This window comes from Arthrobacter sp. B1805 (genome assembly GCF_002929745.1).
Taxonomy (GTDB): Bacteria; Actinomycetota; Actinomycetes; order Actinomycetales; family Micrococcaceae; genus Arthrobacter_D.
In genome coordinates, this window is the sequence record NZ_PJIQ01000009.1 from 42,804 (window position 1) to 65,686 (window position 22,883).

The following is a 22,883-nucleotide window of genomic DNA, read 5'->3' on the forward strand; positions in this document are numbered from 1 at the left end:
CACCCCACCAGACGAAACCCGATCCGATGACGGACAGCGAGTCCCGGACCACCGCTTCGTGGCCCTTCGACACCGTCCTGGTCGCCAATCGGGGGGAGATCGCATGCCGTGTCATCCGTTCCGTCCGCGCACTCGGATTGCGCTCGGTCGCCGTCTACAGTGACGCCGATGCCGGAGCCCGCCATGTCCTCGAGGCAGATCTCGCGGTACGGATCGGTGGTGCAGCGCCTTCCGAGAGCTACCTGTCCATCCCTGCGGTCGTCGAGGCCTGCCGCCGCACAGGGGCGGGAGCGGTTCACCCGGGCTACGGGTTCCTCAGCGAGAACGCCTCCTTCGCGGCAGCCCTGCAGGAGGCCGGCATCGTCTTCATTGGCCCGTCCGTGCACGCGCTCGACGTGATGGGGGACAAGATCCGGTCCAAGAACCACGTCGCGACCTCCGGGGTGCCCGTGGTGCCAGGCATCGCCGAACCCGGCCTGACCGACGACGATCTCCTGCGCGCGGCCGGCGACGTCGGCTTCCCGATGCTGATCAAGCCCTCGGCAGGCGGAGGTGGAAAGGGCATGCACGCCGTCCACCGGGCGGAGGACCTCGCGGGGGTGCTCGGAACCGCCCGACGCGTCGCCGCACGCGCCTTCGGTGACGACACCCTGTTCCTCGAACGGCTCATCGAACGGCCGCGGCACATCGAGGTGCAGGTACTGGCCGACAGCCACGGCACGGTGATCCACCTCGGCGAGCGCGAGTGCTCCCTACAGCGCCGCCACCAGAAGGTGATCGAGGAGGCGCCGTCGGCCCTGCTGGACGAGTCCACACGCCGCCGAATCGGCGAGGCGGCGTGCAACGCCGCCCGGAGCGTCGACTACACGGGAGCCGGGACGGTCGAGTTCCTGGTCTCCGATACCGCGCCGGACGAATTCTTCTTCATGGAGATGAACACGCGCCTGCAGGTGGAGCACCCCGTCACGGAGCTCGTGACGGGTGTGGACCTCGTCGAATGGCAGATCCGCATCGCCGCCGGCGAGAGGCTGCCACTCGCGCAGGACGACGTCGTCCTCTCGGGTCACGCCGTCGAGGCGCGCGTCTACGCCGAGAACCCCGAGGGCGGTTTCCTCCCGTCCACGGGCCGCATCCTGGCACTGTCCGAACCGACGGGGGACGGCATCCGCGTCGACAGCTCCCTGCTGCCCGGTGGGGCCGTCTCGTCGTCGTACGATCCGATGCTCGCCAAGGTGGTCGCCTGGGGGGCGGATCGCGCGGAGGCACTGGAGCGCCTGGACGCAGCGCTCGCCGGCACGGTGGTGCTCGGGGTGGACACGAACATCGAGTACCTGCGCCTGCTCCTGAACGACGACGACGTGCGCTCAGCGCGGCTCGATACCACCCTGATCGAACGCAAGCTCCCGGACCTCGCGTTCAGGCCCATCACCGCGCCCGACCTCGCGCTCGCCGCCGTCCTGCTGGTCGAATCGACACCGTCGGTCCGCAGCGGGTCACCGTGGCACCGCGGGAACGGCTTCCGGATCGGCGCGGTGCGTCCGCGTGCCGTGCCGCTCGAATTCCAGGGCGGATCGGAGACGGTGGAACTCGTGGCGTCAGGCACGGGATGGACCGCGACCGTCGGGGGACGATCGCTGAGCGTCCGGGTCGACGAGCACGGTGGCGCCACGATCGACGGCGTGCGCTCAAGCAGCCAGCACCACGTCGACGGCGACACCGTCTGGTTGGCTCAGGCCGGCTGGTCTTCCCGGCTGCGCCGCCCCGGGAGGCGCGAACTCCTCGACGCGGCTCTCTCACGCATCACCCGCGAGGAGGGCACTGCCGATCCACTGGTGCGCAGTCCCATGCCGGGGACCGTCGTGTCCGTGTCCGTCGAGGAGGGCGCCACAGTGGAGGCGGGGGACGTCCTCCTCGCCGTCGAGGCCATGAAGATGGAGCACCAGCTCACTGCCGCGGTGTCCGGCGTCGTCCGCCTGTCCCTCAAGCCGGGGGACCTCGTCAGGGCCCAGCAGGTCGTCGCGGCCATCGACCCCACTCCGGGCGCGAGCTCCTCGACAGCACGTCCTCCAGCCGGTGCTCCAGCCAGTCCCACGGAAGGGAACGCAGCATGAACTTCGAACTGAGTGAGGAATACCAGGACCTCGTGGACACCGTGCGCGAGTTCGCGGACGAAGTGGTGGCCCCGGTGTCGGCGAGGCACGACGCCGAGCACAGCTTCCCGTACGAGGTCGTGAAGCAGATGGGGGACATGGGGCTCTTCGGGCTTCCGTTCCCCGAGGAGTACGGGGGCATGGGCGGCGACTACTTCGCCCTGTGCCTGGCGCTCGAGCAACTGGCCCGCGTGGACCAGTCGGTGGCCATCACCCTGGAGGCCGGGGTCTCCCTCGGCGCCATGCCGGTGTACCGCTTCGGCACGGAGGAGCAGAAGCAGCAGTGGCTGCCCTCGCTCGCCGCGGGGACGGCGCTCGGCGGCTTCGGCCTCACGGAATCCGAGGCCGGTTCGGACGCGTCGGGTACGAAGACGACCGCGGTGCTCGAGGAAGGCCCGCACGGGGCCGAGTGGGTCGTCAACGGCACGAAGGAATTCATCACCAACTCCGGGACCGACATCACCTCCCTCGTCACGGTCACCGCGGTCACGGGCACGTCCGAACGGCCCGACGGCACGGTCAAGAAGGAGATTTCCACCATCCTCGTGCCGTCCGACACTCCCGGCTTCACGGCGGAGAAGGCCTACAACAAGGTGGGCTGGAACGCGTCCGACACGCACCCCCTCACCCTGAAGGACGTCCGGGTCCCCGAGGCCAACCTGCTCGGCACGCGTGGTCGGGGCTATGCCAACTTCCTGCAGATCCTCGACGAGGGCCGCATCGCCATCGCGGCGCTGGCTACCGGTGCGGCGCAGGGCTGCGTGGAGCAGTCCATCAGGTACGCCGGCGAGCGCATGGCGTTCGGCAGCACCATCGGCGCCTACCAGTCCATCCAGTTCAAGATCGCCCGCATGCAGGTCCGCGCCCATACTGCGCGCCTGGCCTACTACGACGCCGCGTCGCGCATGCTCGCGGGTAAGCCGTTCAAGACGCAGGCCTCCATCGCGAAGCTGGTGGCCGGCGAGGCCGCGATGGACAACGCCCGCGACGCCACGCAGATCTTCGGCGGCTACGGTTTCATCAACGAGTTCGTGGTGTCCAGGCACTACCGTGACTCGAAGATCCTCGAGATCGGCGAGGGGACCACGGAGGTCCAGCTCATGCTGATCGCACGGGAACTCGGGCTCTAGCCTGCTGCGGCCTACGGGCGGCGACCTCGGGACATCGGCACGGCGGAGGAGGAGCAGTGATCGACAAGGTGGTTGGTAGCGCGGCGGAGGCGGTCGCGGACATACCCGACGGCGCATCCCTCGCCGTCGGTGGCTTCGGACTGTGCGGGATCCCGGTGGCCCTGATAGAAGCGCTGCACGCGCAGGGGACCACGGACCTCGAGACGGTCAGCAACAACTGCGGCGTGGATGACTGGGGGCTCGGCATCCTGCTGGCCGACCACCGCATCCGCAGGACGGTCAGTTCGTACGTGGGGGAGAACAAGGAGTTCGCGCGCCAGTACCTCTCAGGCGAACTCGAGGTCGAGCTCACGCCGCAGGGCACCCTCGCCGAGAAGCTCCGCGCGGGAGGCGCGGGCATCCCCGCGTTCTATACGACCGCAGGAGTGGGAACCCAGGTCAGCGAGGGCGGGCTGCCCCAGCGGTACGACGACGCCGGCAAGGTCGCGGTGGCGTCGAAGCCGAAGGAGGTGCGGTCCTTCCAGGGGGTGCAGTACGTGCTCGAGGAGTCCCTGCGGCCGGACTACGCACTGGTGCACGCCTGGAAGGGCGACCGCCACGGGAACCTCGTGTTCCGCGCGACGGCGATGAACTTCAATCCGCTCGCCGCACAGGCCGGCCGGATCACGATCGCGGAGGTGGAGGAGCTCGTCGAACCGGGCGATCTCGATCCCGGGCAGGTGCACACGCCCGGCATCTTCGTCCAGCGGGTGGTCGTGGCGCCCGACACCGAGAAACGCGTCGAGAAGCGCACGGTCTCGCTCGCCGCCGACCGCACGCCGGAAGGAGCATGACCATGGCGCTGACCCGCAACGAGCTCGCAGCCCGGGTGGCACGGGAGCTGGAGAACGGCCAGTACGTCAACCTCGGCATCGGGATGCCCACCCTCATTCCGAACTACGTCCCCGAGGGTGTCGAGGTGGTGCTGCACTCCGAGAACGGGATCCTCGGCGTCGGACCGTACCCGGCGGAGGAGGCCCTCGATCCCGACCTCATCAACGCGGGCAAGGAGACCGTCACGGCCAATCCGGGAGCCGCCTTCTTCGACTCCGCGGCATCGTTCGGCATGATCCGCGGCGGGCACGTCGACGTCGCGGTGCTCGGAGCCATGGAGGTCGCGCAGAACGGAGACCTCGCGAACTGGATGGTCCCCGGCAAGATGGTCAAGGGGATGGGTGGGGCCATGGACCTCGTCTTCGGGGCCAAGCGCCTGATCGTCATGATGGAGCACGTGGACCGTGCGGGTCGTCCGAAGATCGTCGAGTCCTGCTCGCTGCCGCTCACGGGGAAGGGGTGCGTCGACAGGATCGTCACCGACCTCGCGGTGATCGACGTCGAGCCCGACGGCCTGGTGCTGCGCGAGACCGCGCCCGGCGTCACCGTCGAGGAAGTCATCGCCGCAACCGGTGCGCCCCTGCGGATCGATCTCGGGGACGCGACAGCATGAGTGGTCACGGTCCGGGTGGGCGTCGCGTGATCGAGCAGAGGGGGCTGTACTTCGACGAGCTCGAGGTGGGAGCCGTGTATGCCCACCGCCCCGGGCGGACGCTGACCGAGGCCGACAACGTCCTGTTCACGACCCTGACGATGAACACGCAGGCGCTGCACCTCGACGCAGCCTGGTCGGCGGAGCAACCTTTCGGGCAGCGCCTCGTCAACTCGATGCTGACGTTGGCCACGCTCGTCGGCCAGTCGGTCACCCAGCTCACGCAGGGCACCATCGTGGCGCAGCTGGGTCTCACCGACGTCGCCTTCCCGAAGCCGCTCTTCCACGGAGACACCCTGTACACCGAGACCGAGATCATCGCCGTCCGCCCCTCGTCCTCCCGGCCGGGGCAGGGCGTCGTGTCGATGTCCCACACGGGGCGCAACCAGCACGGCGACGTCGTGGCGACGGCCACCCGGTCCGTGCTCATGTGGTCGTCGACCACACCGTCGACCGCACAGCGGGAGGGGACGGCATGAGCGGGACCGTCCTTGGGCCGGCCCTGCTGTTCTGCCCTGCCGACCGGCCGGAGCGCTATGCCAAGGCCGCCGATCGCGCGGACACCGTGATCCTCGACCTCGAGGACGCCGTCGCACCCGCCGCCAAGGAGGCGGCCCGCGCGGCGCTCGCCGGCTCCGCCCTCGATCCCGAGCGGACCGTCGTGCGCCTCAACGCCGCCGGTAGTGCCGACTTCGCGCTCGACTGCGCCGCTCTCCGCCGGACGGGATACCGCACCGTCATGCTCGCCAAGACGGAGTCGCCCGAGGACATCGCCGCCGTCCGGACCGCACTCGGTGACGTCGGGGTGATCGCCCTGTGCGAGACGGCACGCGGTGTCGTCCAGGCCGCCGACATCGCCCGGGCCGACGGCGTCACCGCGCTGATGTGGGGGGCGGAGGACCTCGTCGCCTCGCTCGGCGGGACGTCGAGCCGGACCTCGCGCGGCACCTACCGGGCCGTGGCCCTCCAGGCGCGCTCGCAGGTACTCCTCGCGGCGGGAGCGGCGGGGAGGGGCGCCATCGATGCCGTCTACGTGGACATCGCGGACATCGAGGGCCTCGAGGAGGAAGCCGACGACGCCGCCGCCTCGGGTTTCTCCGCCAAGGCCTGCATCCATCCCGCGCAGGTCTCCGCGATCCGCGCCGCCTTCGCCCCGGACGAGGCCGAGGTGGAGCACGCGAGGTCCCTCCTGGCAGCCGCCGAGAGCGAGCGCGGCGTCTTCACGTACCAGGGGCGCATGGTCGATGAACCGATCCTCCGCCACGCGCGCAGCATCATCGCGAGGGCGGGCGCTTAGCGCTGTCCACTCCGCCGACCACCGTCCTCTGCTCTTCGCCGTCGTCCACCGCGGGCATCGCCCGAAACGGACGAGCGGGGAGGTGAACTGCGGGATACTGGGGCCATGGATTTCAGCAACCCCTCCCGGCAGCACCGGCGCGTCTCCATCCTCGGTTCCACGGGCTCCATCGGTACCCAGGCGCTCGACGTCATCGCGGCGGCACCGGAGCGCTTCAGTGTTGCCGGGCTCAGCGCCGGCGGGCGGAACCTGGAACTCCTCGCGCGGCAGGCCGTCGCCGTCCGGGCTCCCGCCGTCGGTGTGGCCTCCGCGTCGGAGGCTGAGCTCGAGCGCGCGATCGGACAGGCCGCGGACGACGCCGGTGTGTCGGGGTACACCCCGGACCTGTTCGCGGGCGACGGCGCCGCAGCGAGGGTGGCGGCCTGGCCCGACGCCGACGTCGTGCTCAACGGCATCACCGGATCGATCGGCCTGGAACCGACCCTCGCCGCGCTCGCGGCCGGTCACCTGCTCGCACTCGCCAACAAGGAATCGCTCATCGCCGGGGGAGCGCTCGTGCGCGCGGCGGCGGCCCCCGGGCAGCTCGTCCCGGTCGACTCCGAGCACTCCGCGATCGCGCAGGCCCTTCGTGGCGGAACAGCGGACGAGGTGGACCGGCTCGTCCTGACGGCCTCCGGTGGCCCGTTCCGTGGCATGACACGCTCTCAGCTGCAGCGCGTCACCCCGGCCCAGGCACTCGCGCACCCCACCTGGGACATGGGGCGCGTTATCAGTACCAACTCGGCGTCGATGGTCAACAAGGCGCTCGAGGTGATCGAGGCGCACCTCCTCTTCGACATCCCCCTGGACCGCATCGACGTCGTCGTGCATCCGCAGTCCGTGATCCATTCCATGGTCCAGTTCATCGACGGCTCCACGCTGGCCCAGGCCTCGCCGCCGGACATGCGCCTCCCTATCGCCCTGGGCATCGGTTGGCCGTTCCGCGTTCCGGGCTCAGCGCGCGCCTGCGACTGGACGCGGCCGGCCGAATGGACCTTCGAGCCTCTGGACGAGCAGGCATTTCCCGCGATCGCTCTGGCAAAGCGGGCCGCCGCCGAGGGCGGCACGCGCATGGCCGTGTACAACGCTGCGAACGAGGAGGCCGTCGACGCCTTCCACAGGGGAGCCATAGGTTTCAATGACATCGTGGACACGGTGTCCGCCGTCGTCGACGAGCAGCGTGCGAGCGAGGCTGCGAGCGACGCGGGCAGGAAGCTCGGCCTCGACGCCGTCCTCGAGGCGGAGCGCTGGGCACGCAGGAGCGCCCGGGTCCGTTGTGGCCTCGTGGAGTCGCCGCTACCCGCTGCGGTAGCCGGTTCGGAAGGCCAGAAGGAAAAGCTGTGACTGTTCTCTTGTTCATCGCCGGAGTGCTCTTCGTCGTCGTCGGGATCGGCGCGTCGATCGCACTGCACGAGGTGGGACACCTGGTGCCCGCGAAGCTCTTCCGTGTCCGCGTGACGCAGTACATGGTCGGGTTCGGTCCCACCCTCTGGTCCAGGCGGCGCGGCGAGACCGAGTACGGACTCAAGGCGATCCCGGCCGGCGGGTACGTCTCCATGGTGGGCATGTTCCCGCCCGCCACCACGGAGACCGGTACCGTACGGCAGTCCAGCACCGGCGTCTTCCAGCAACTGGTCACGGATGCGCGGCAGGCGGCAGCGGAGCAGCTGCAGCCGGGGGACGAGGACCGCGTCTTCTACAAGCTGCCCATCTGGAATCGGATCATCATCATGCTGGGCGGACCGCTGATGAACCTCCTGATCGGTACGGTGCTGTTCGCGGTGCTGATCATGGGATTCGGCACCGCGCAGGCCACCACCACGATCGCGTCCGTGTCCGAGTGCGTCGTCCCGGCGAGCCAGCAGGCCGCGACCGGCCAGACCGAGTGCACGCCCGATGATCCCGCCGCACCTGCCTACGAGGCGGGCCTGCTGCCAGGGGATCGCGTCATCGCCTTCGACGGTCGGCAGGTGACCGACTGGAACGAACTGTCGGGCTGGATCAGGGATGCGGCCGGCCGCGAGGTCGGCATCACCGTGGTGCGCGACGGCGAGACCATCGACTCCAGGATCACGCCGCTGCTGACGGAGCGGCCCGTCGCCACCGCGGACGGTACGGCCGAGGTCGACGACGACGGCAACGCCGTGACGCAGGAGGTCGGGTTCATCGGTGTCGGCTCCACTCAGGAGCTCGTCCCGCAACCCGCGAGCGAGGTGCTGCCGGCGGTCGGCGATTCGCTGGCCCGGGTGGCCGGAGTGGTGCTGAACCTCCCGCAGCGCGTGGTCGAGGTGGGGCAGGCGGCCTTCTCGGATGCTCCGCGTGATCCCGAGGGGCCGATCAGCGTCGTGGGCGTCGGAAGGATCGCGGGGGAGATCTCCGCGATGGAAGAGATACCGGTGGCGTCACGAGCCGCGACACTCATCGGGCTTGTCGCGGGCGTCAACCTCGCGCTGTTCGTCTTCAACCTGATCCCTCTGCTGCCGCTCGACGGAGGGCACGTGGCGGGTGCGCTCTGGGAAGGATTCCGCCGCGGCGTCGCCCGTGTGTTCGGACGGCCGGATCCGGGACCGTTCGACATGGCCCGGTTGCTGCCGTTGACCTATGCCGTCGCGATCCTGCTCATGGGGATGGGTGTTCTGCTGATCTACGCCGACATCGTGAAGCCGGTCGATCTGTTCGGCTAAGTGGTTGTAAATCAAAATTCAACCCCATACGGTTGAAGAATGTTCGTCCTCACGATCGACCAGGCCGGGAGCCGCTCGACCCGGGACCGCGTCCCCGACCTGCTCGACCTCCTGCAGCCCATCAGCGCGGTGCTCCCGTGGGAGCGCTCGGTGGGGGACGAGGCGCAGGGAGTCGTGGCGGCTGCCGCCGACGTCGTGGACGCCGTGCTCCTCTGCCTGCGCGATGGTGGCTGGTACGTCGGAGTCGGCATCGGCGAGGTCGAGCGACCGCTGCCCGCGTCACCGCGCGAAGGGCGAGGTTCCGCCTTCGTCGCCGCGCGGAAGGCCGTCGACCGCGCGAAGAAGACGGGGGACCGGGCCCCGCTCGCCGTCGAAGGACCCGACGGCGCGCGCGGGGCTGCAGAGGCGGAAGGGGTCCTGGCGTTGCTCGGTCGACACGTCATGGACCGCTCGGACGCGGAGTGGCGCATCCTCGATCTGCTGCAGCCCGGGGTGCGGGGAACCCAGACGGCGGTGGCGCGCGTCCTCGGTATCAGCCCGCAGGCCGTGAGCAAGGCCGCGGCCCGCGCAGCCTGGCACGAGGAACAGGCCGTCCGTCCCGCGGCCGCGCGCCTGCTGGCCTGGGTGGACGGAGCCTTCCCTCCGCCGCCCGATGGGGGCGCGGTGCTGTAGACATGGAGCAGGATCGGCGCCGCCGATCGGAGACGGAGGAGGTTGCGTGGACGCGCTCTGGATAGCGGTAGCCCTGGTCGTCGCGGGTGGCGTCGGTTCTCCGGTGACCATGCTCGTGCTGCGCCTCGCGCGTTCGGTGGACACCGCCGAACGGCGTCGGGAGGAACTGCCGGAGCCCGCGGACCAGCCCCAGCTCGACATGCCGGACCCTCCCGCGGAGCCGCCCAGGGCACCGGTCGATGCGCTACCGCCCGGGGTCCTTCGCGGCGGGCTCGTCATCGGGGTGCTCGAGCGTCTGGCGGTGACCGTCGCCATTCTCGGCGGTCAGCCGGTCGCCATCGCCTACGTGGTCGCGGTCAAGGCGCTCGGGAGGTATGCCGAACTCAAGGAGACGCCCGCAGCGTCGGAGCGTTTCATCATCGGCACGCTCGCCTCGATGCTCTGGGCAGCCGGCGTGGCGACCATCATCAAGGTGTACCTGCTACACGTCACGTAGGGTGAGAATCATGAGTATCTTCGCCGTCGAGTACGTATACAACCCCGACCACGACGACCTCCGGGCGGAGCACCGCCCGGCACACCGGGCGTGGCTCGAGGGGCTCGTGGACCAGGGCGCCGTCCTGGCCTCCGGACCGTTCACGGACGGGACGGGCGCGCTGCTGGTGTTCGTCGCCGATTCGGAGGCGGACCTCAACCAGCTGGTGAGCGAGGACCCCTTTGCCCGGGTGGGTGCCATCTCCGCCGTCAAGACAACAGGATGGAACCCCGTCATCGGGGCCTTCCGCCACCACGTGTGACCTGTATCCCCCGGGACCCCTCAAGCGTCTGACCGGGTGGATAATGAAATCAGGAATCCCAAAGACGTGCGGTCATGACCGCCAGCATGGAGGAAGTTTTGACCTCGGTCAGCCTAGGAATGCCAGCAGCACCCCCGCCCGTCCTCGCCCCCCGGCGCAAGACCCGCCAGATCAAGGTCGGGTCGGTGGGAGTCGGATCCGATTCGCCGATCAGCATCCAGTCGATGACCACCACGCCGACCACGGACATCAACGCGACGCTGCAGCAGATCGCCGAGCTGACGGCGACGGGTTGTGACATCGTGCGCGTCGCCTGCCCGTCCGCCGATGACGCCGCGGCGCTGCCGATCATCGCGAAGAAGTCCCAGATCCCGGTGATCGCCGACATCCACTTCCAGCCGAAGTACGTCTTCGCGGCGATCGACGCGGGGTGTGCCGCTGTCCGCGTGAATCCCGGCAACATCCGGAAGTTCGACGATCAGGTCAAGCAGATCGCCGAGGCCGCGAAGGCTGCGGGCACCTCGATCCGGATCGGTGTCAACGCCGGTTCACTCGATCCTCGGCTCATGGAGAAGTACGGCAAAGCCACGCCGGAGGCGCTCGTCGAATCCGCGGTCTGGGAGGCGTCGCTCTTCGAGGAGCACGACTTCCACGACTTCAAGATCTCGGTGAAGCACAACGACCCCGTCATCATGGTCCGGGCCTACGAGCTCCTGGCCGAACGTGGCGACTGGCCCCTGCACCTCGGTGTCACCGAGGCGGGCCCCGCTTTCCAGGGCACCATCAAATCCGCCACCGCCTTCGGAGCGCTGCTGTCGAAGGGTATCGGCGACACCATCCGCGTCTCCCTCTCCGCTCCGCCGGTCGAGGAGGTCAAGGTCGGCAACCAGATCCTGCAGTCGCTCAACCTGCGGCCGCGGAAGCTGGAGATCGTCTCCTGCCCGTCCTGCGGAAGGGCGCAGGTGGATGTCTACACCCTCGCCGAAGAGGTCACGGCCGGCCTGGAGGGCATGGAGGTGCCCCTGCGCGTCGCCGTCATGGGCTGTGTCGTGAACGGACCCGGCGAGGCCCGCGAAGCCGATCTCGGCGTCGCCTCCGGTAACGGCAAGGGGCAGATCTTCGTTCGCGGGCAGGTCATCAAGACTGTCCCGGAGGACCAGATCGTTGAGACACTCATCGAGGAAGCGATGCGGCTAGCAGAGGAAATGGGTGAGGCTGATGGCGAAACTGCTGGCCAGGGTGGCCCCATGGTTACCGTTAGCTAGACCCCAGCCTGATCCGGAGGGCCCCTGGTCCTTCCGCGTGCTCGGTGAGGCTGATACGAGGGACCTCTGGACCATCGTGAACGAGGACCCGGTGGCGAATGTCTTCGTGGCCTCCCATCTCGAGTCGGTCGGCAGTGCGGCGCCGTCGATGTCGGGTGGCGAGATCATCGGGATGTTCCGGCACGACGAGTTGCGCGCGGCCTGCTGGGCGGGGGTGAACCTCGTACCGATCGGCGTGACCGACGAGACAGGCGCCATCTTCGGTGATCACCTCGGGCGGTCGGGGCGGACCTTCTCGTCGATCTTCGGGCTGTCCGAAGGTGTCATGGACATCTGGTCGACGCTCGAGGACTACAGCGGGGAGCCTTTCGACGTACGTCCGACCCAGCCGCTCATGACCATCGACACCGATCCCCTGATCGAGCCTGCCGCGGACCTGCGCTTCACGCATCCGGACGAACTCGACCGCGTGCTCCCGGCCTGCGCTGCCATGTTCGAGGAGGAGGTCGGCTACTCGCCGTTCATCGGCGGGTCCGAGCACTACCGTCGCCGGGTGGCATCCCTCATCAGCAGGAAATACTCCCTCGCGGCCTTCGACGACGCCGGCAACGTGGTCTTCAAGGCCGAGCTGGGCACGGTGTCGTCCCAGGCCGTCCAGGTCCAGGGGGTCTGGATGCACCCGGACCGCCGCGGCGAGGGCCTCAGCGCTGCCTACATGGCCGGCGTCGTCGTCGCGGCGCGCTCTTTGGCTCCCACCGTGAGCCTCTACGTGAACTCCTACAATGCCCGGGCGATCGCCGCGTACAAGCGCGTCGGCTTCGCGCAGGTCGACACCTTCGCCACCATCCTCTTCTAGGCGCGGAGGCACCGCAGGCGGCTGCGTGACGGGTCGGCGGTGGACGGACCGGCTAGATTGGTACCTGTTGTTTCCCGCCGGACGGCGGGGAGATGAATGGCAGTACCGATACGAACGGACACCGCGTGGTCTTACGACTCTCGACCCTTTTCCTGCGCACCCTGCGTGAAGACCCAGCCGATGCAGAGGTGGCCAGTCACCGCCTCCTGGTGCGTGCCGGCTACATCCGGCGTGCGGCCCCGGGCATCTACAGCTGGTTGCCGCTGGGACTGAAGGTCCTCGCCCGGGTCGAGGCGATCGTGCGCGAGGAGATGGAGGCGATGGGTGCACAGGAGGTGCACTTCCCCGCCCTGCTGCCCAAGGAGCCCTACGAGGCGACCAACCGCTGGACGGAGTACGGCGACGGCATCTTCCGGCTGAAGGACCGCAAGGGCGCGGACTACCTGCTGGCGCCGACGCACGAGGAGATGTTCACCCTCCTCGTCAAGGACCTGTACACCTCGTACAAAGACCTGCCCGTGAGCCTGTTCCAGATCCAGACCAAGTACCGCGACGAGGCCCGCCCGCGCGCCGGGCTGCTCCGCGGCCGCGAGTTCATCATGAAGGACTCCTACTCGTTCGACGTCGACGACGAGGGGCTGGAGGCGAGCTATCAGCTCCACCGCGCCGCGTACCTGCGCATCTTCGAACGGCTCGGCCTCGAGGTGGTCCCCGTGACGGCCACCGCGGGTGCGATGGGCGGTTCCAAGAGCGAGGAGTTCCTCCACCCGACCCCCATCGGCGAGGACACCTTCGTCCGCTCGGCCGGAGGCTACACGGCGAACGTCGAGGCCGTCACGACCGTCGTCCCGGACGCCATCGACTTCACGGACGCGCCCGCGGCAGAGGTCAGGGATACACCTGACACCCCGACCATCGACACGCTGGTGGAGCATGCCAACTCTGCAGCTCCGCGGGAGGACCGGCCCTGGACAGCGGCGGACACCCTGAAGAACGTCGTCCTCGCCGCGGTGCTGCCCACGGGTGAGCGCGAGATCGTCGTCGTCGGCGTGCCCGGCGACCGCACGGTGGACCTCAAGCGGATCGAGGCGAACATCGCGGGGCACCTCGAGACGGGCGGGGAGGTGGCGGTCGAAGCCGCGAACGAGGAGGACCTCAAGAAGCACCCGGGCCTCGTCAAGGGCTACATCGGGCCCGGCCTCGCTGTCGGGTCCGCAGTCCTCGGAATCGAAGCCTCGACCGGCCTCCGGTACCTCGTTGATCCCCGCGTGGTCAGTGGGACCACCTGGATCACCGGCGCCAACGATCAGGGCAAGCACGTCTTCGGCCTGGTCGCCGGTCGGGACTTCGGCTGGGACGGCGTCATCGAGGCCGTCGAGGTGCGTGAGGGCGACGAGGCTCCCGACGGATCGGGGCCGCTCGTCGCCGCTCGTGGCATCGAGATGGGTCACATCTTCCAGCTCGGCCGCAAGTACGCCGAAGCGCTCGGGCTCAAGGTCCTGGACCAGAACGGCAAGCTCGCCACCGTGACCATGGGCTCGTACGGTATCGGCGTGACGCGTGCCCTCGCAGCACTCGCGGAGTCCAACCACGACGACCGCGGCATCATCTGGCCCCGCAACGTCGCGCCCGCCGACGTGCACATCGTTGCTACCGGGAAGGGCGCCGAGGTGTTCGAGGCCGCGGAGAAACTCGCCGGTGACCTCGAGGCAGCTGGACTCACCGTGCTGTTCGACGACCGCCCGAAGGTCTCTCCCGGCGTGAAGTTCGGCGACGCGGAACTCATCGGCGTGCCCACCATCGTCGTCGTCGGGCGCGGACTGGCGGACGGCGTGCTCGAGGTGAAGGACCGCCGGACGGGTGAGGCGCAGAACGTGCCCGTCGACGAGGCGGCCGCGCTGCTGCGCGAGCTCACCGCGCACTAACCCGCCGTGGGCTCGGGACTGGAGGAACTGCACCTCGCGACGATCCTGCTGGTGCTCGTTGCCGGCTTCGCCGCGGGATGGGTCGACGCCGTCGTCGGCGGAGGCGGTCTCCTCCAGCTGCCGGCGTTGCTGCTCGTCCCCGGCATCGCGCCGGTGGAGGCCCTGGCGACCAACAAACTGGGATCGATCTTCGGCACGACGACGAGCGCGATCACCTACTACCGCCGGGCGCACCCGGATCTGCGGACGGCGCTTCCGATGGCGGGCATTGCCCTCGTCGGGAGTTTCGGCGGGGCGATCCTGGCCGCCTCCCTGCCGTCGTCGGTCTTCAAGCCGATCATCGTCGTGGCGCTCGTCGCCGTCGCGGTGTTCACCGCGCTGAAGCCCTCCGTCGGGACGCTGACGAAACTGCGGCACCAGGGCGCACGACACTATGGAACGGCCGGGGGCATCGGCCTCGTCATCGGCTTCTACGACGGCCTGATCGGACCCGGCACCGGATCCTTCCTCATCATCGCGATGGTCACGCTGCTCGGCTACAACTTCCTCGGTGCCAGCGCCAAGGCGAAGATCGTGAACATGGCCACCAACTTCGGTGCGCTGATGTTCTTCCTGCCGAACGGTTCCATCCTCTGGGGACTCGGGCTCCTGCTGGGCGTCGCGAACATGGCCGGCGGCTACACGGGGTCCCGCATGGCGATCAGCCAGGGCAGCAGGTTCATCCGGATCGTGTTCCTTGCCGTCGTCGGCGCCCTGATCCTGAAACTGGGCGCCGACGTGTGGATGGAGAACGTCCGGCCGTTCCTACGTGACTAGGAGCGCTCGTGGCTCCCGCTGCCGGTCCGGCTACAGGGCCGGGAGTTCGCTGACCGATGGCAGCCCATCGAGCGTGCGTCCCGCCACCGAGCTCGCCACCCACAGCGAGCGCTGCGCATCACCCGTGCGGCGGTGGTGGAGGTAGGACAGCGCGTTGCGGACCTCGCGGACCACGGTCCAGCCGCGGGACAGTTCGCCGTCGAGCCCTGCGGCAGCCGACAGAGCGGCGCAGTGGGCACGCAGGTGCCCGGCCGGGTCACCCTGGTCCAGCTCGGAGAGCCGGTTCCACAGCATCGGAGCGACCGCGTATTCCGCGTCGCCGAGGACGGGCTTCGGGTCGATCGCCGTGAACTGCCGCAGCTGACCCTGCGCGGAGGGCAGGAGGTTCTCGTAGTGGAGGTCGGAGTGCACGAGGACGTCGCGCTCCGAACGCCGGCCGACGACGCCCCTCGACTGGCACACCTCGAGGGCAGCCTCCATGAGCCAGCGCGGAAAAGGCTCCCCGAGCTCGACCCAGCGGGCGGGGAGGGTATCGGTCCACTGCTCCGCTTCCGATGCGAGGTGCGGGAAAGCGGCCCAGAGGGCGCTGTCTCCCGGCGGCAGCGACAGCAACCGCAGAACCTCGCCCCAGGGGGCAGGGGTCTCGTCGATCGGGAGGTTCTTCAGGGAATGGTCCCCATCGAGTCGGTCGAGCAGCATCGCATAGTCGGGACGAGACGCCGCCAGCAGGCGAACCGCGCCCGCGCCGTTCCACAGTTCCAGCGCGTCGGGTTCGGGCAGCGCCTCGTCATGCGGGATCGAGAGTTTGAGTACCGCTCTCTCCATGCCCCCCGTGCCGCTTCGCAGGACCGGCACGACGACGGCGCACTGGCCGGCCCAGGCACTCCGTCCGGGCGGAAGGTCGAGCTGCAGGTCCCAGGCGTCGAGCCGGTCCAGGAGCAGCCTGCGCCACTGCCGTGTCCACTGCATCCCGCCGTCGATGGTCCGGGCGCTGTGCAGGAGGCGCGGCGGCAGGTCGGGAAGTTCGGGCAGGGAGTTGTCCGTGATGTGCCAAGAGCTCTCCGCGCCCTGATCCTCATTCCTGGTCATCGACCGCTTCCGCCGGCGCAGGAGGGTCCTGCGGCGTCGGTACCACGCTCGCGCTCGTCGGGGCTGCGCCAGCCGTGCCTTCCGGCCCGTCGTCGAGCCCGGGTAGTGGCTCGAGTGCCGCGCCTGCCCCGATGCTGCGCTGGACGGCGGCGTTGAGCGAGGTGACGGCCCAGGGACGTACATCGGGACTGACGGCGGACACGAGGCCGGCATACAGCGCGACGTGGTCCTGCTCGAGGTCGCGCAGGGCACGGGAGGGATCAGCCCGGAACGCCGCACCGATCGTGAAGCCGGCAGGAGCCGGAGCGGCAGGGACGCACAGCGCTGCGAGGCGATCGGCAGCGGCATCCGCTGCTGCGTCATGCTCCGCCGATCGCGCGAGCGCTCCGGCCCCGTCCTCGAGCAGCGCCGCGGCCACCTCGTAGCCGTAGCGGGCCTGGTCCTCCGCGTTCTTCGCCGTGAGCAACGCCTGGCGGTCGGCGTCCGGCCCGAGCGGAGTCCCGGCGCACTCCCCGGCAATCGTTCCGTCCTCTGCCCGAGCCGGCGTCGTCGCACCGGGCTGGTCCTCGGCAGCAGTACCCGCAGACTCTCCGACCGGCGGGAGATCCGGGGACACGCCGAGCACCCGACCGAGCGCTGTGGCGTGCCACCACTGGTTCGCTCCGGCGGAGGCCAGCACCCTGGCCGCCCCGGGCTCGGCCGACACGGCGTCGCCGAGGCTTTCGAGGGCGCTCTCCTGCAGCATCGACAGCACCAGCATCCCGTCGACGGGCGGGGTGGCGGGAGTGGAGCCGGGATCCGGCGAATCCCCTGACGGGCTCGGCGTCCGCCCGGTTGCCGTGCCGCCGTTCTCCGTGGTTCCGTCCGACTCGACCGAGGGCGCTGTCGGCGCCGGGGTGGGGGAGCGGGGTAGCGCGACGGCGTCCGCCTGGACGTCGAGGTCCGAGGCCGCTGCGGTCAGTCGGTCCGCGAGGGCCGGCTGGACGGCCGCCGCGGCACGCGCGTCCTCGGCCAGTGCGCGGAAGCGGTCCTCGGCGTCGAGCTGTGCCTGTTCCGATGCCGAGTAGACGCGTTCCTGAGGTTCCGGCGAGCGGACGCCCACCCCGATACCCACGACGAGAAGGACCGCGATGACAAGACCGATGAGCCGTCCGGACCAGCGCACGGCGAGCCCGGCAGCGGCGGCGACGCGCCCTCCGCCTGCCTGCTGCCTGCTCTCCTGACCCCGGTTCATCACAGTTTCCGATGATGCCACGGCAGCCCGCGTTTCACCGGGCCATACACCGGGCGCCACGGAAAGTCGGTACTCTTGAAGGACAACATCATCGAGTGGGAGGCAGCCATGGCGGTCCGGTCCGGGAACGAAAATCATGCCTCGAGCCGCAAATCGGCCGTCGAGGCCGAGCTGCAGGCTGAAGCGCAGCGCCTGCGGACCAGGTTGCAGCCCGTGGTCGAGCAGCACAACCTCTATCTCGAGGATGTCGACATCAAGGTCGCCGGATCCCACCGCACGGTTCATGTCGTCGTCGACCTGCCCGAGGACGCCTCGGGAAGCGTCGGGCTCGATGTGATCTCTGCCATCTCGACGGACCTCTCCGCGGCGATGGACAGCGATCCCGAGGACGACGACCGTCCATACAACCTCGAGATCTCCTCGCCCGGAGTCTCCCGCCCCCTGACCGAGCCGCGGCACTGGCGCCGCAGCGTCGGACGCATGGTCGAGGTGAAGCCCGTCAGCGGCGACGTCGTCGTCGGGCGCCTGCAGGAGGTCACCGCCACGGGCATCCGGCTGATCCCCCAGCTGCCGGTCAAGAAGGGCATGAAGCCGAAACAGGGCGATCCGCTCGCCCTCGAGTTTTCCAAGATCCGCAAGGGGACCGTCCAGGTCGAATTCGCGCATCTTGAGGATGAACACCACGATGACAGCGATGGGGCCGATCCGGACATCTCCGGCGCTGTGCACCACGCCTAAGGAGAACCCACATGGACATTGATATGAGTGCGCTGAGGCTCCTCGAACGCGAACGGGAGATTCCGCTCGACAAGCTGATTCCCACCATCGAGCAGGCATTGCTCATCGCATACCACCGCTCACCCGGCGCCCACGAGACGGCACGCGCCGAGCTCGACCGCCGCAACGGACACGTCACCATCTGGGCAACGGAGAAGGACGACGACGGCGCGCCCGTGGGCGAGTTCGACGACACCCCGACGGGCTTCGGCCGCATCGCCGCGAGTACCGCGCGGCAGATCATCCTGCAGCGCCTGCGGGACGCGGAGGACGACAACATCCTCGGGGAGTTCCGCGGCAAGGAGGGCGAACTCGTCGCAGGCATGATCCAGCAGGGCAACAATCCGCACATGGTGCAGGTGAACCTGGGGTCCGTCGAGGCCGTCCTCCCGCCGCCCGAGCAGGTGCCGGGGGAGAAGTACCTGCACGGCACGCGGCTTCGCGCGTTCGTCGTCGATGTCCACCGTGGCATGAAGGGGCCGTCGATCACGCTGTCCCGGTCCCACCCGGGTCTCGTGCGGAAGCTCTTCGAACTGGAGGTCCCCGAGGTCGCGGACAAGACGGTCGAGATCGTCGCCCTCGCGAGGGAGGCCGGGCACCGCACCAAGATCGCCGTGAAGGCGAACGTGCCGGGCGTCAACGCAAAGGGTGCCTGCATCGGCGAGATGGGCACTCGTGTCCGCGCCGTCATGAGCGAGCTGAACGACGAGAAGATCGACATCGTCGACTACAACGACGACCCGGCTGCTTTCATCGCGAGCTCGCTGTCACCGTCGCGCGTTACCTCGGTGACGATCACGGACGAGGCCACGCGCTCGGCCCGCGTGGTCGTGCCGGACTACCAGCTGTCCCTCGCCATCGGCAAGGAGGGCCAGAACGCCCGCCTCGCTGCGAAGCTCACCGGCTGGCGGATCGACATCGTCTCGGACGCCGCGCAGGCGGCCCAGGCGCCCAAGCCCTAGCGCCGGTCGGCCAGCGGAACCGGAAGGGGTAGAATGGAAGGGACTGCTGTCGAGTCGCGCCCGGAAGACTCTGCTCATCGAGAAGATATTGCTCATCGAGAAGATATTGCTCACCGAGAAGAGTCCGGGCACCGTCCGGAGGACACTCATCCGATACGCACCTGCGTAGGATGCCGCCGGCGGGACCGCCAGTCACACGTGATGCGGGTTGTTGCACGACCGATCGACGGGCAGGATGTCGCCGTCATCGATGAGCGGCGCCGGCTATCCGGACGGGGTGCTTGGCTGCATCCCGACCCGGCATGCATGGAAACGGCCGTCAAACGGAAAGCCTTCAACAGGGCCTTCCGCAAGCCGGTGGATACTGCGCAGTTCGCAGCGGACTTCCAGGCACACCTGGAGCGTCGAGATGGACGCTCCGACTCACCACCGTCCTCCCGGAAAGCGGGTCAGAACCCTCATGGAAACCCGATGAGAACCCAGCGATGAGTGCGCAACGATGACCAATCCGTTGCGCTCTGCATTCGATCTACCAGACGCCCTAGCGACTGGGATCAGCAGTAGGAAATAGACGGTTCGTGCCTGACTCGGTGCGGACCGAGACAGGAGAAATGTGGCCAAGGTCCGCGTACACGAGCTCGCCAAAGAGCTCGGTATAACCTCGAAAGACGCAGTCGCAAAACTGCAGGAACTGGGCGAATTCGTCCGTTCAGCCTCATCCACCATCGAGGCACCCGTCGTGAAGAAACTTCGCGGCGCGTTCCCCGATGCCGCCGGTACCAAGACCGCTGCGGCACCCTCACGCCCCGCGGCTCCCGCGTCGCCGGGCCCGAAGCCGGGTGCTGCCCAGGCTGCTCCTGAGGCATCCGCCCCGGCCGCACCTGCACCCGCCGTACCTGCACCCGCGACTCCGGCGGCTCCGCCCGCTCCGGCAGCCCCCCAGGCATCCCCGTTCTCGAACGGTGCCGCTCCAGCCGAAACGCCGGCCGCCGCAGCACAGGTGACCCCGCCCGAGCAGGGCACCCAGAACGACGGCGCGACGCCCGGTTCACGTCCGGCCCCGCGTCCCGCCACCCCGCCCGCCGCACCGTCGGCAGGCACCACGCGTCCCTCGGGCGCCCGCCCGGGTGGAGCGCCTCGTCCGGGCAACAACCCGTTCGCACCCTCGCAGGGTATGGGTTCGCGCCGGGGGGACACCGATCGCGGAGCCGACCGTGCGTCGGACCGTCCGCCGCGTCCGGGCAACAACCCGTTCGCACCCTCGCAGGGCATGCCCCGGCCCGGTCGTCGTGACGATGCCCAGCAGCGTCCCGCCGCAGGACCCGGTGGTCCCCGTCCGGCTGCTGGTGCAGGTGGTCCCCGTCCGGCCGCTGGTGCAGGCGGACCCCGCCCCGGCGCGCCGCGTCCCGGCGCTCCCCGTCCCGGTGGTGCTCCCGGCTCGCGCCCGACCCCGGGCATGATGCCCAACCGCACCGAACGCCCCGCTGCCCCCGGCCGCGGAGCGCCCGGTGCCGGTGCTGGTGCCGGTCCGCGCCGCGGACCCGGCGGTGCGCCGAACAGCCCCAGCGGAGCACCCGCAGGCGGCGGCTTCGGTAAGGGCACCCGCGGACGCGGCGGCACTGCCGGCGCGTTCGGAAAGGGTGGAGCCGGCCGCGGCAAGCAGCGCAAGTCAAAGCGCGCGAAGCGGCAGGAACTGGAGCAGATGTCGGCTCCTTCGCTGGGTGGCGTGAGCGTACCCCGTGGCGACGGCAACACCATCGTGCGCCTGCGCCGTGGTTCCTCCATCACGGACTTCGCCGACAAGATCGAGGCGAACCCCGCCGCACTGGTCACCGTGCTGTTCCACCTCGGTGAGATGGCCACGGCGACCCAGTCCCTCGACGAGGACACCTTCGAGGTGCTCGGCACGGAACTCGGTTACAAGATCCAGGTCGTCTCGCCCGAGGACGAGGAGCGCGAGCTCCTCAGCAGCTTCGACATCGACTTCGACGCCGAACTGGCAGCCGAGGGCGACGAGGAGCTCGAGGTGCGTCCGCCGGTCGTCACGGTCATGGGACACGTCGACCACGGTAAGACCCGACTGCTCGATGCGATCCGTAACACCAAGGTCGTCGAGGGCGAGCACGGTGGCATCACCCAGCACATCGGTGCCTACCAGATCCAGCACGTCCACGAGGACAGCACGCGGGCCATCACCTTCATCGACACCCCGGGCCACGAGGCGTTCACCGCCATGCGTGCCCGAGGCGCGAAGGTCACCGACATCGCCGTGCTCGTCGTCGCGGCCGACGACGGCGTCATGCCCCAGACCGTCGAGGCACTGAACCACGCACAGGCGGCCAACGTGCCGATCGTCGTGGCCGTCAACAAGATGGACAAGGAAGGCGCGAACCCGGACAAGGTCAAGGGCCAGCTCACCGAATACGGCCTGGTGCCCGAGGAGTACGGCGGCGACACGATGTTCGTGCACGTCTCCGCGCTCCAGGGCGTCGGCATCGACGAGCTCCTCGAGGCCGTCCTCCTCACGGCGGACGCGGCACTGGACATGCGGGCCAACCCGAACAAGGACGCCCGCGGCATCGCGATCGAGGCCAACCTCGACCGCGGACGCGGCGCCGTCGCGACGGTGCTCGTGCAGTCCGGAACGCTGCATGTCGGTGACACCATCGTCGCCGGTACCGCACACGGCCGTGTGCGTGCCATGTTCGACGAGAACGGCGACGTCGTCACGAAGGCCGAGCCGTCGCGTCCCGTGCAGGTCCTGGGTCTGTCCAACGTGCCTCGTGCCGGTGATACGTTCTTCGTCACGGACGACGAGCGCACCGCTCGCCAGATCGCCGAGAAGCGTGAGGCAGCCGACCGCAACGCGGCCCTCGCGAAGCGCCGCAAGCGGATCAGCCTCGAGGACTTCGATCAGGCTGTCGCAGAGGGCAAGGTCGACACCCTCAACCTCATCCTCAAGGGTGACGTGTCGGGTGCCGTCGAGGCCCTGGAGGACTCGCTCCTCAAGATCGACGTCGGAGAGGGCGTGCAGCTGCGCGTCATCCACCGTGGCGTCGGCGCGATCACCCAGAACGACGTCAACCTGGCGACCGTCGACAACGCGATCATCATCGGCTTCAACGTCAAGCCGGCGGAGCGCGTCGCGGACCTTGCCGAGCGTGAGGGCGTGGATATGCGCTTCTACTCGGTCATCTACGCCGCGATCGACGACATCGAGCTCGCCCTCAAGGGCATGCTCAAGCCGGAGTACGAGGAGGTGCAGCTCGGTACCGCAGAGGTCCGCGAGGTGTTCCGTTCCTCGAAGTTCGGCAACATCGCCGGTTCGATCGTCCGTTCGGGAGTCATCCGACGCAATTCGAGGGCGCGCGTCCTGCGCGACGGCAAGGTCATCGGGGACAACCTCTCCGTGGACTCGCTCAAGCGCTTCAAGGACGACGCCACCGAGGTCCGTACCGACTTCGAGTGTGGTATCGGTCTTGGCTCCTTCAACGACGTCAAGGAAGGCGACACCATCGAGACCTTCGAGATGCGGGAGAAGCCCCGCGTCTAGCATGTAGGTCGGCACGGGCGCCCTGGTTCTCCGGGGCGCCCGTGCCTGTCGCACACCCGGAACCCCGCGAGGAGTTCCTCCACCACACCCCGCTTCAGTAGGAGTATCAGCA

Annotated in this window: 21 protein-coding genes; 19 read left to right on the plus strand and 2 right to left on the minus strand. The window is 69.1% G+C overall.

Features of this window, described 5'->3' with window-relative positions:
* Window positions 1-26 precede the first annotated feature (26 nt).
* The 15 genes from CXQ96_RS11470 (at window position 27) to CXQ96_RS11540 (ending at window position 15,156) form a co-directional block, all read left to right on the plus strand.
* Window positions 27-2,111, plus strand: coding sequence for a biotin carboxylase N-terminal domain-containing protein (locus CXQ96_RS11470; protein ID WP_258059082.1), 2,085 nt, complete (start codon window positions 27-29; stop codon window positions 2,109-2,111).
* Window positions 2,108-3,280: an acyl-CoA dehydrogenase family protein gene (locus CXQ96_RS11475; protein ID WP_104118189.1), complete on the plus strand. Its 1,173-nt coding sequence runs from the start codon at window positions 2,108-2,110 to the stop codon at window positions 3,278-3,280. Before CXQ96_RS11470 ends, CXQ96_RS11475 begins: the two co-directional genes overlap by 4 nt.
* A 56-nt stretch (window positions 3,281-3,336) precedes the next feature.
* The gene (locus tag CXQ96_RS11480) at window positions 3,337-4,113 is read left to right on the plus strand and encodes a CoA transferase subunit A (protein WP_104118190.1); all 777 of its coding nucleotides are present in this window, start codon (window positions 3,337-3,339) and stop codon (window positions 4,111-4,113) included.
* A 2-nt stretch (window positions 4,114-4,115) separates the two neighbouring features.
* Window positions 4,116-4,766, plus strand: coding sequence for a CoA transferase subunit B (locus CXQ96_RS11485; protein ID WP_104118191.1), 651 nt, complete (start codon window positions 4,116-4,118; stop codon window positions 4,764-4,766).
* Window positions 4,763-5,284: a MaoC family dehydratase gene (locus tag CXQ96_RS11490; RefSeq protein WP_104118192.1), complete on the plus strand. Its 522-nt coding sequence runs from the start codon at window positions 4,763-4,765 to the stop codon at window positions 5,282-5,284. Before CXQ96_RS11485 ends, CXQ96_RS11490 begins: the two co-directional genes overlap by 4 nt.
* The gene (locus CXQ96_RS11495; protein ID WP_104118271.1) at window positions 5,281-6,102 is read left to right on the plus strand and encodes a CoA ester lyase; all 822 of its coding nucleotides are present in this window, start codon (window positions 5,281-5,283) and stop codon (window positions 6,100-6,102) included. The genes CXQ96_RS11490 and CXQ96_RS11495 overlap by 4 nt, the downstream gene beginning before the upstream one ends.
* Window positions 6,103-6,207: 105 nt before the next feature.
* Window positions 6,208-7,485: a 1-deoxy-D-xylulose-5-phosphate reductoisomerase gene (dxr, locus tag CXQ96_RS11500; RefSeq protein ID WP_104118193.1), complete on the plus strand. Its 1,278-nt coding sequence runs from the start codon at window positions 6,208-6,210 to the stop codon at window positions 7,483-7,485.
* Window positions 7,482-8,825 carry an RIP metalloprotease gene (locus tag CXQ96_RS11505; RefSeq protein ID WP_104118194.1) on the plus strand — a complete coding sequence of 448 codons (1,344 nt, stop codon included), beginning with the start codon at window positions 7,482-7,484 and terminating at the stop codon, window positions 8,823-8,825. Before dxr ends, CXQ96_RS11505 begins: the two co-directional genes overlap by 4 nt.
* Before the next feature lie 39 nt (window positions 8,826-8,864).
* On the plus strand, window positions 8,865-9,497 hold the full coding sequence (locus CXQ96_RS11510; RefSeq protein WP_104118195.1) for a MarR family transcriptional regulator: 633 nt from the start codon (window positions 8,865-8,867) through the stop codon (window positions 9,495-9,497).
* 46 nt (window positions 9,498-9,543) lie between these two features.
* A complete protein-coding gene (locus CXQ96_RS11515; protein ID WP_104118196.1) occupies window positions 9,544-9,993 on the plus strand; it encodes a hypothetical protein in 450 nt (149 codons plus the stop codon).
* Window positions 9,994-10,003: 10 nt separating this feature from the next.
* Entirely contained in the window at window positions 10,004-10,294 is a 291-nt protein-coding gene (locus CXQ96_RS11520) for a YciI family protein (RefSeq protein ID WP_104118197.1), read from the plus strand.
* A 98-nt stretch (window positions 10,295-10,392) separates the two neighbouring features.
* Window positions 10,393-11,559: a flavodoxin-dependent (E)-4-hydroxy-3-methylbut-2-enyl-diphosphate synthase gene (ispG, locus tag CXQ96_RS11525; RefSeq protein ID WP_104118272.1), complete on the plus strand. Its 1,167-nt coding sequence runs from the start codon at window positions 10,393-10,395 to the stop codon at window positions 11,557-11,559.
* Window positions 11,560-11,596: 37 nt separating this feature from the next.
* Window positions 11,597-12,415, plus strand: coding sequence for a GNAT family N-acetyltransferase (locus tag CXQ96_RS11530; protein WP_258059069.1), 819 nt, complete (start codon window positions 11,597-11,599; stop codon window positions 12,413-12,415).
* Between the two features lie 125 nt (window positions 12,416-12,540).
* Window positions 12,541-14,340, plus strand: coding sequence for a proline--tRNA ligase (locus CXQ96_RS11535; RefSeq protein ID WP_104118273.1), 1,800 nt, complete (start codon window positions 12,541-12,543; stop codon window positions 14,338-14,340).
* A gap of 6 nt (window positions 14,341-14,346) precedes the next feature.
* Window positions 14,347-15,156: a TSUP family transporter gene (locus CXQ96_RS11540; protein WP_104118199.1), complete on the plus strand. Its 810-nt coding sequence runs from the start codon at window positions 14,347-14,349 to the stop codon at window positions 15,154-15,156.
* Between the two features lie 30 nt (window positions 15,157-15,186).
* Here the strand turns inward: CXQ96_RS11540 and CXQ96_RS11545 are convergent, their stop codons facing one another.
* The gene (locus CXQ96_RS11545; RefSeq protein ID WP_104118200.1) at window positions 15,187-16,245 is read right to left on the minus strand and encodes an aminoglycoside phosphotransferase family protein; all 1,059 of its coding nucleotides are present in this window, start codon (window positions 16,243-16,245) and stop codon (window positions 15,187-15,189) included.
* Entirely contained in the window at window positions 16,232-17,479 is a 1,248-nt protein-coding gene (locus tag CXQ96_RS18075) for a DUF4439 domain-containing protein (protein ID WP_146070869.1), read from the minus strand. Before CXQ96_RS18075 ends, CXQ96_RS11545 begins: the two co-directional genes overlap by 14 nt.
* Window positions 17,480-17,554: 75 nt before the next feature.
* Between CXQ96_RS18075 and rimP the strand changes: the two genes are divergently transcribed.
* From rimP to infB, 4 genes are all read left to right on the plus strand, one after another.
* Entirely contained in the window at window positions 17,555-18,217 is a 663-nt protein-coding gene (rimP, locus tag CXQ96_RS18080; RefSeq protein ID WP_258059070.1) for a ribosome maturation factor RimP, read from the plus strand.
* An 11-nt stretch (window positions 18,218-18,228) separates the two neighbouring features.
* Entirely contained in the window at window positions 18,229-19,218 is a 990-nt protein-coding gene (gene nusA, locus CXQ96_RS11555) for a transcription termination factor NusA (protein WP_104118202.1), read from the plus strand.
* A 33-nt stretch (window positions 19,219-19,251) separates the two neighbouring features.
* Window positions 19,252-19,707, plus strand: a complete 456-nt coding sequence (locus CXQ96_RS11560) for a YlxR family protein (RefSeq protein ID WP_104118203.1) — start codon at window positions 19,252-19,254, stop codon at window positions 19,705-19,707.
* Window positions 19,708-19,831: 124 nt separating this feature from the next.
* Complete coding sequence (gene infB / locus CXQ96_RS11565; RefSeq protein ID WP_104118204.1) at window positions 19,832-22,771, plus strand: translation initiation factor IF-2; 2,940 nt, start codon at window positions 19,832-19,834, stop codon at window positions 22,769-22,771.
* Window positions 22,772-22,883: the final 112 nt, after the last annotated feature.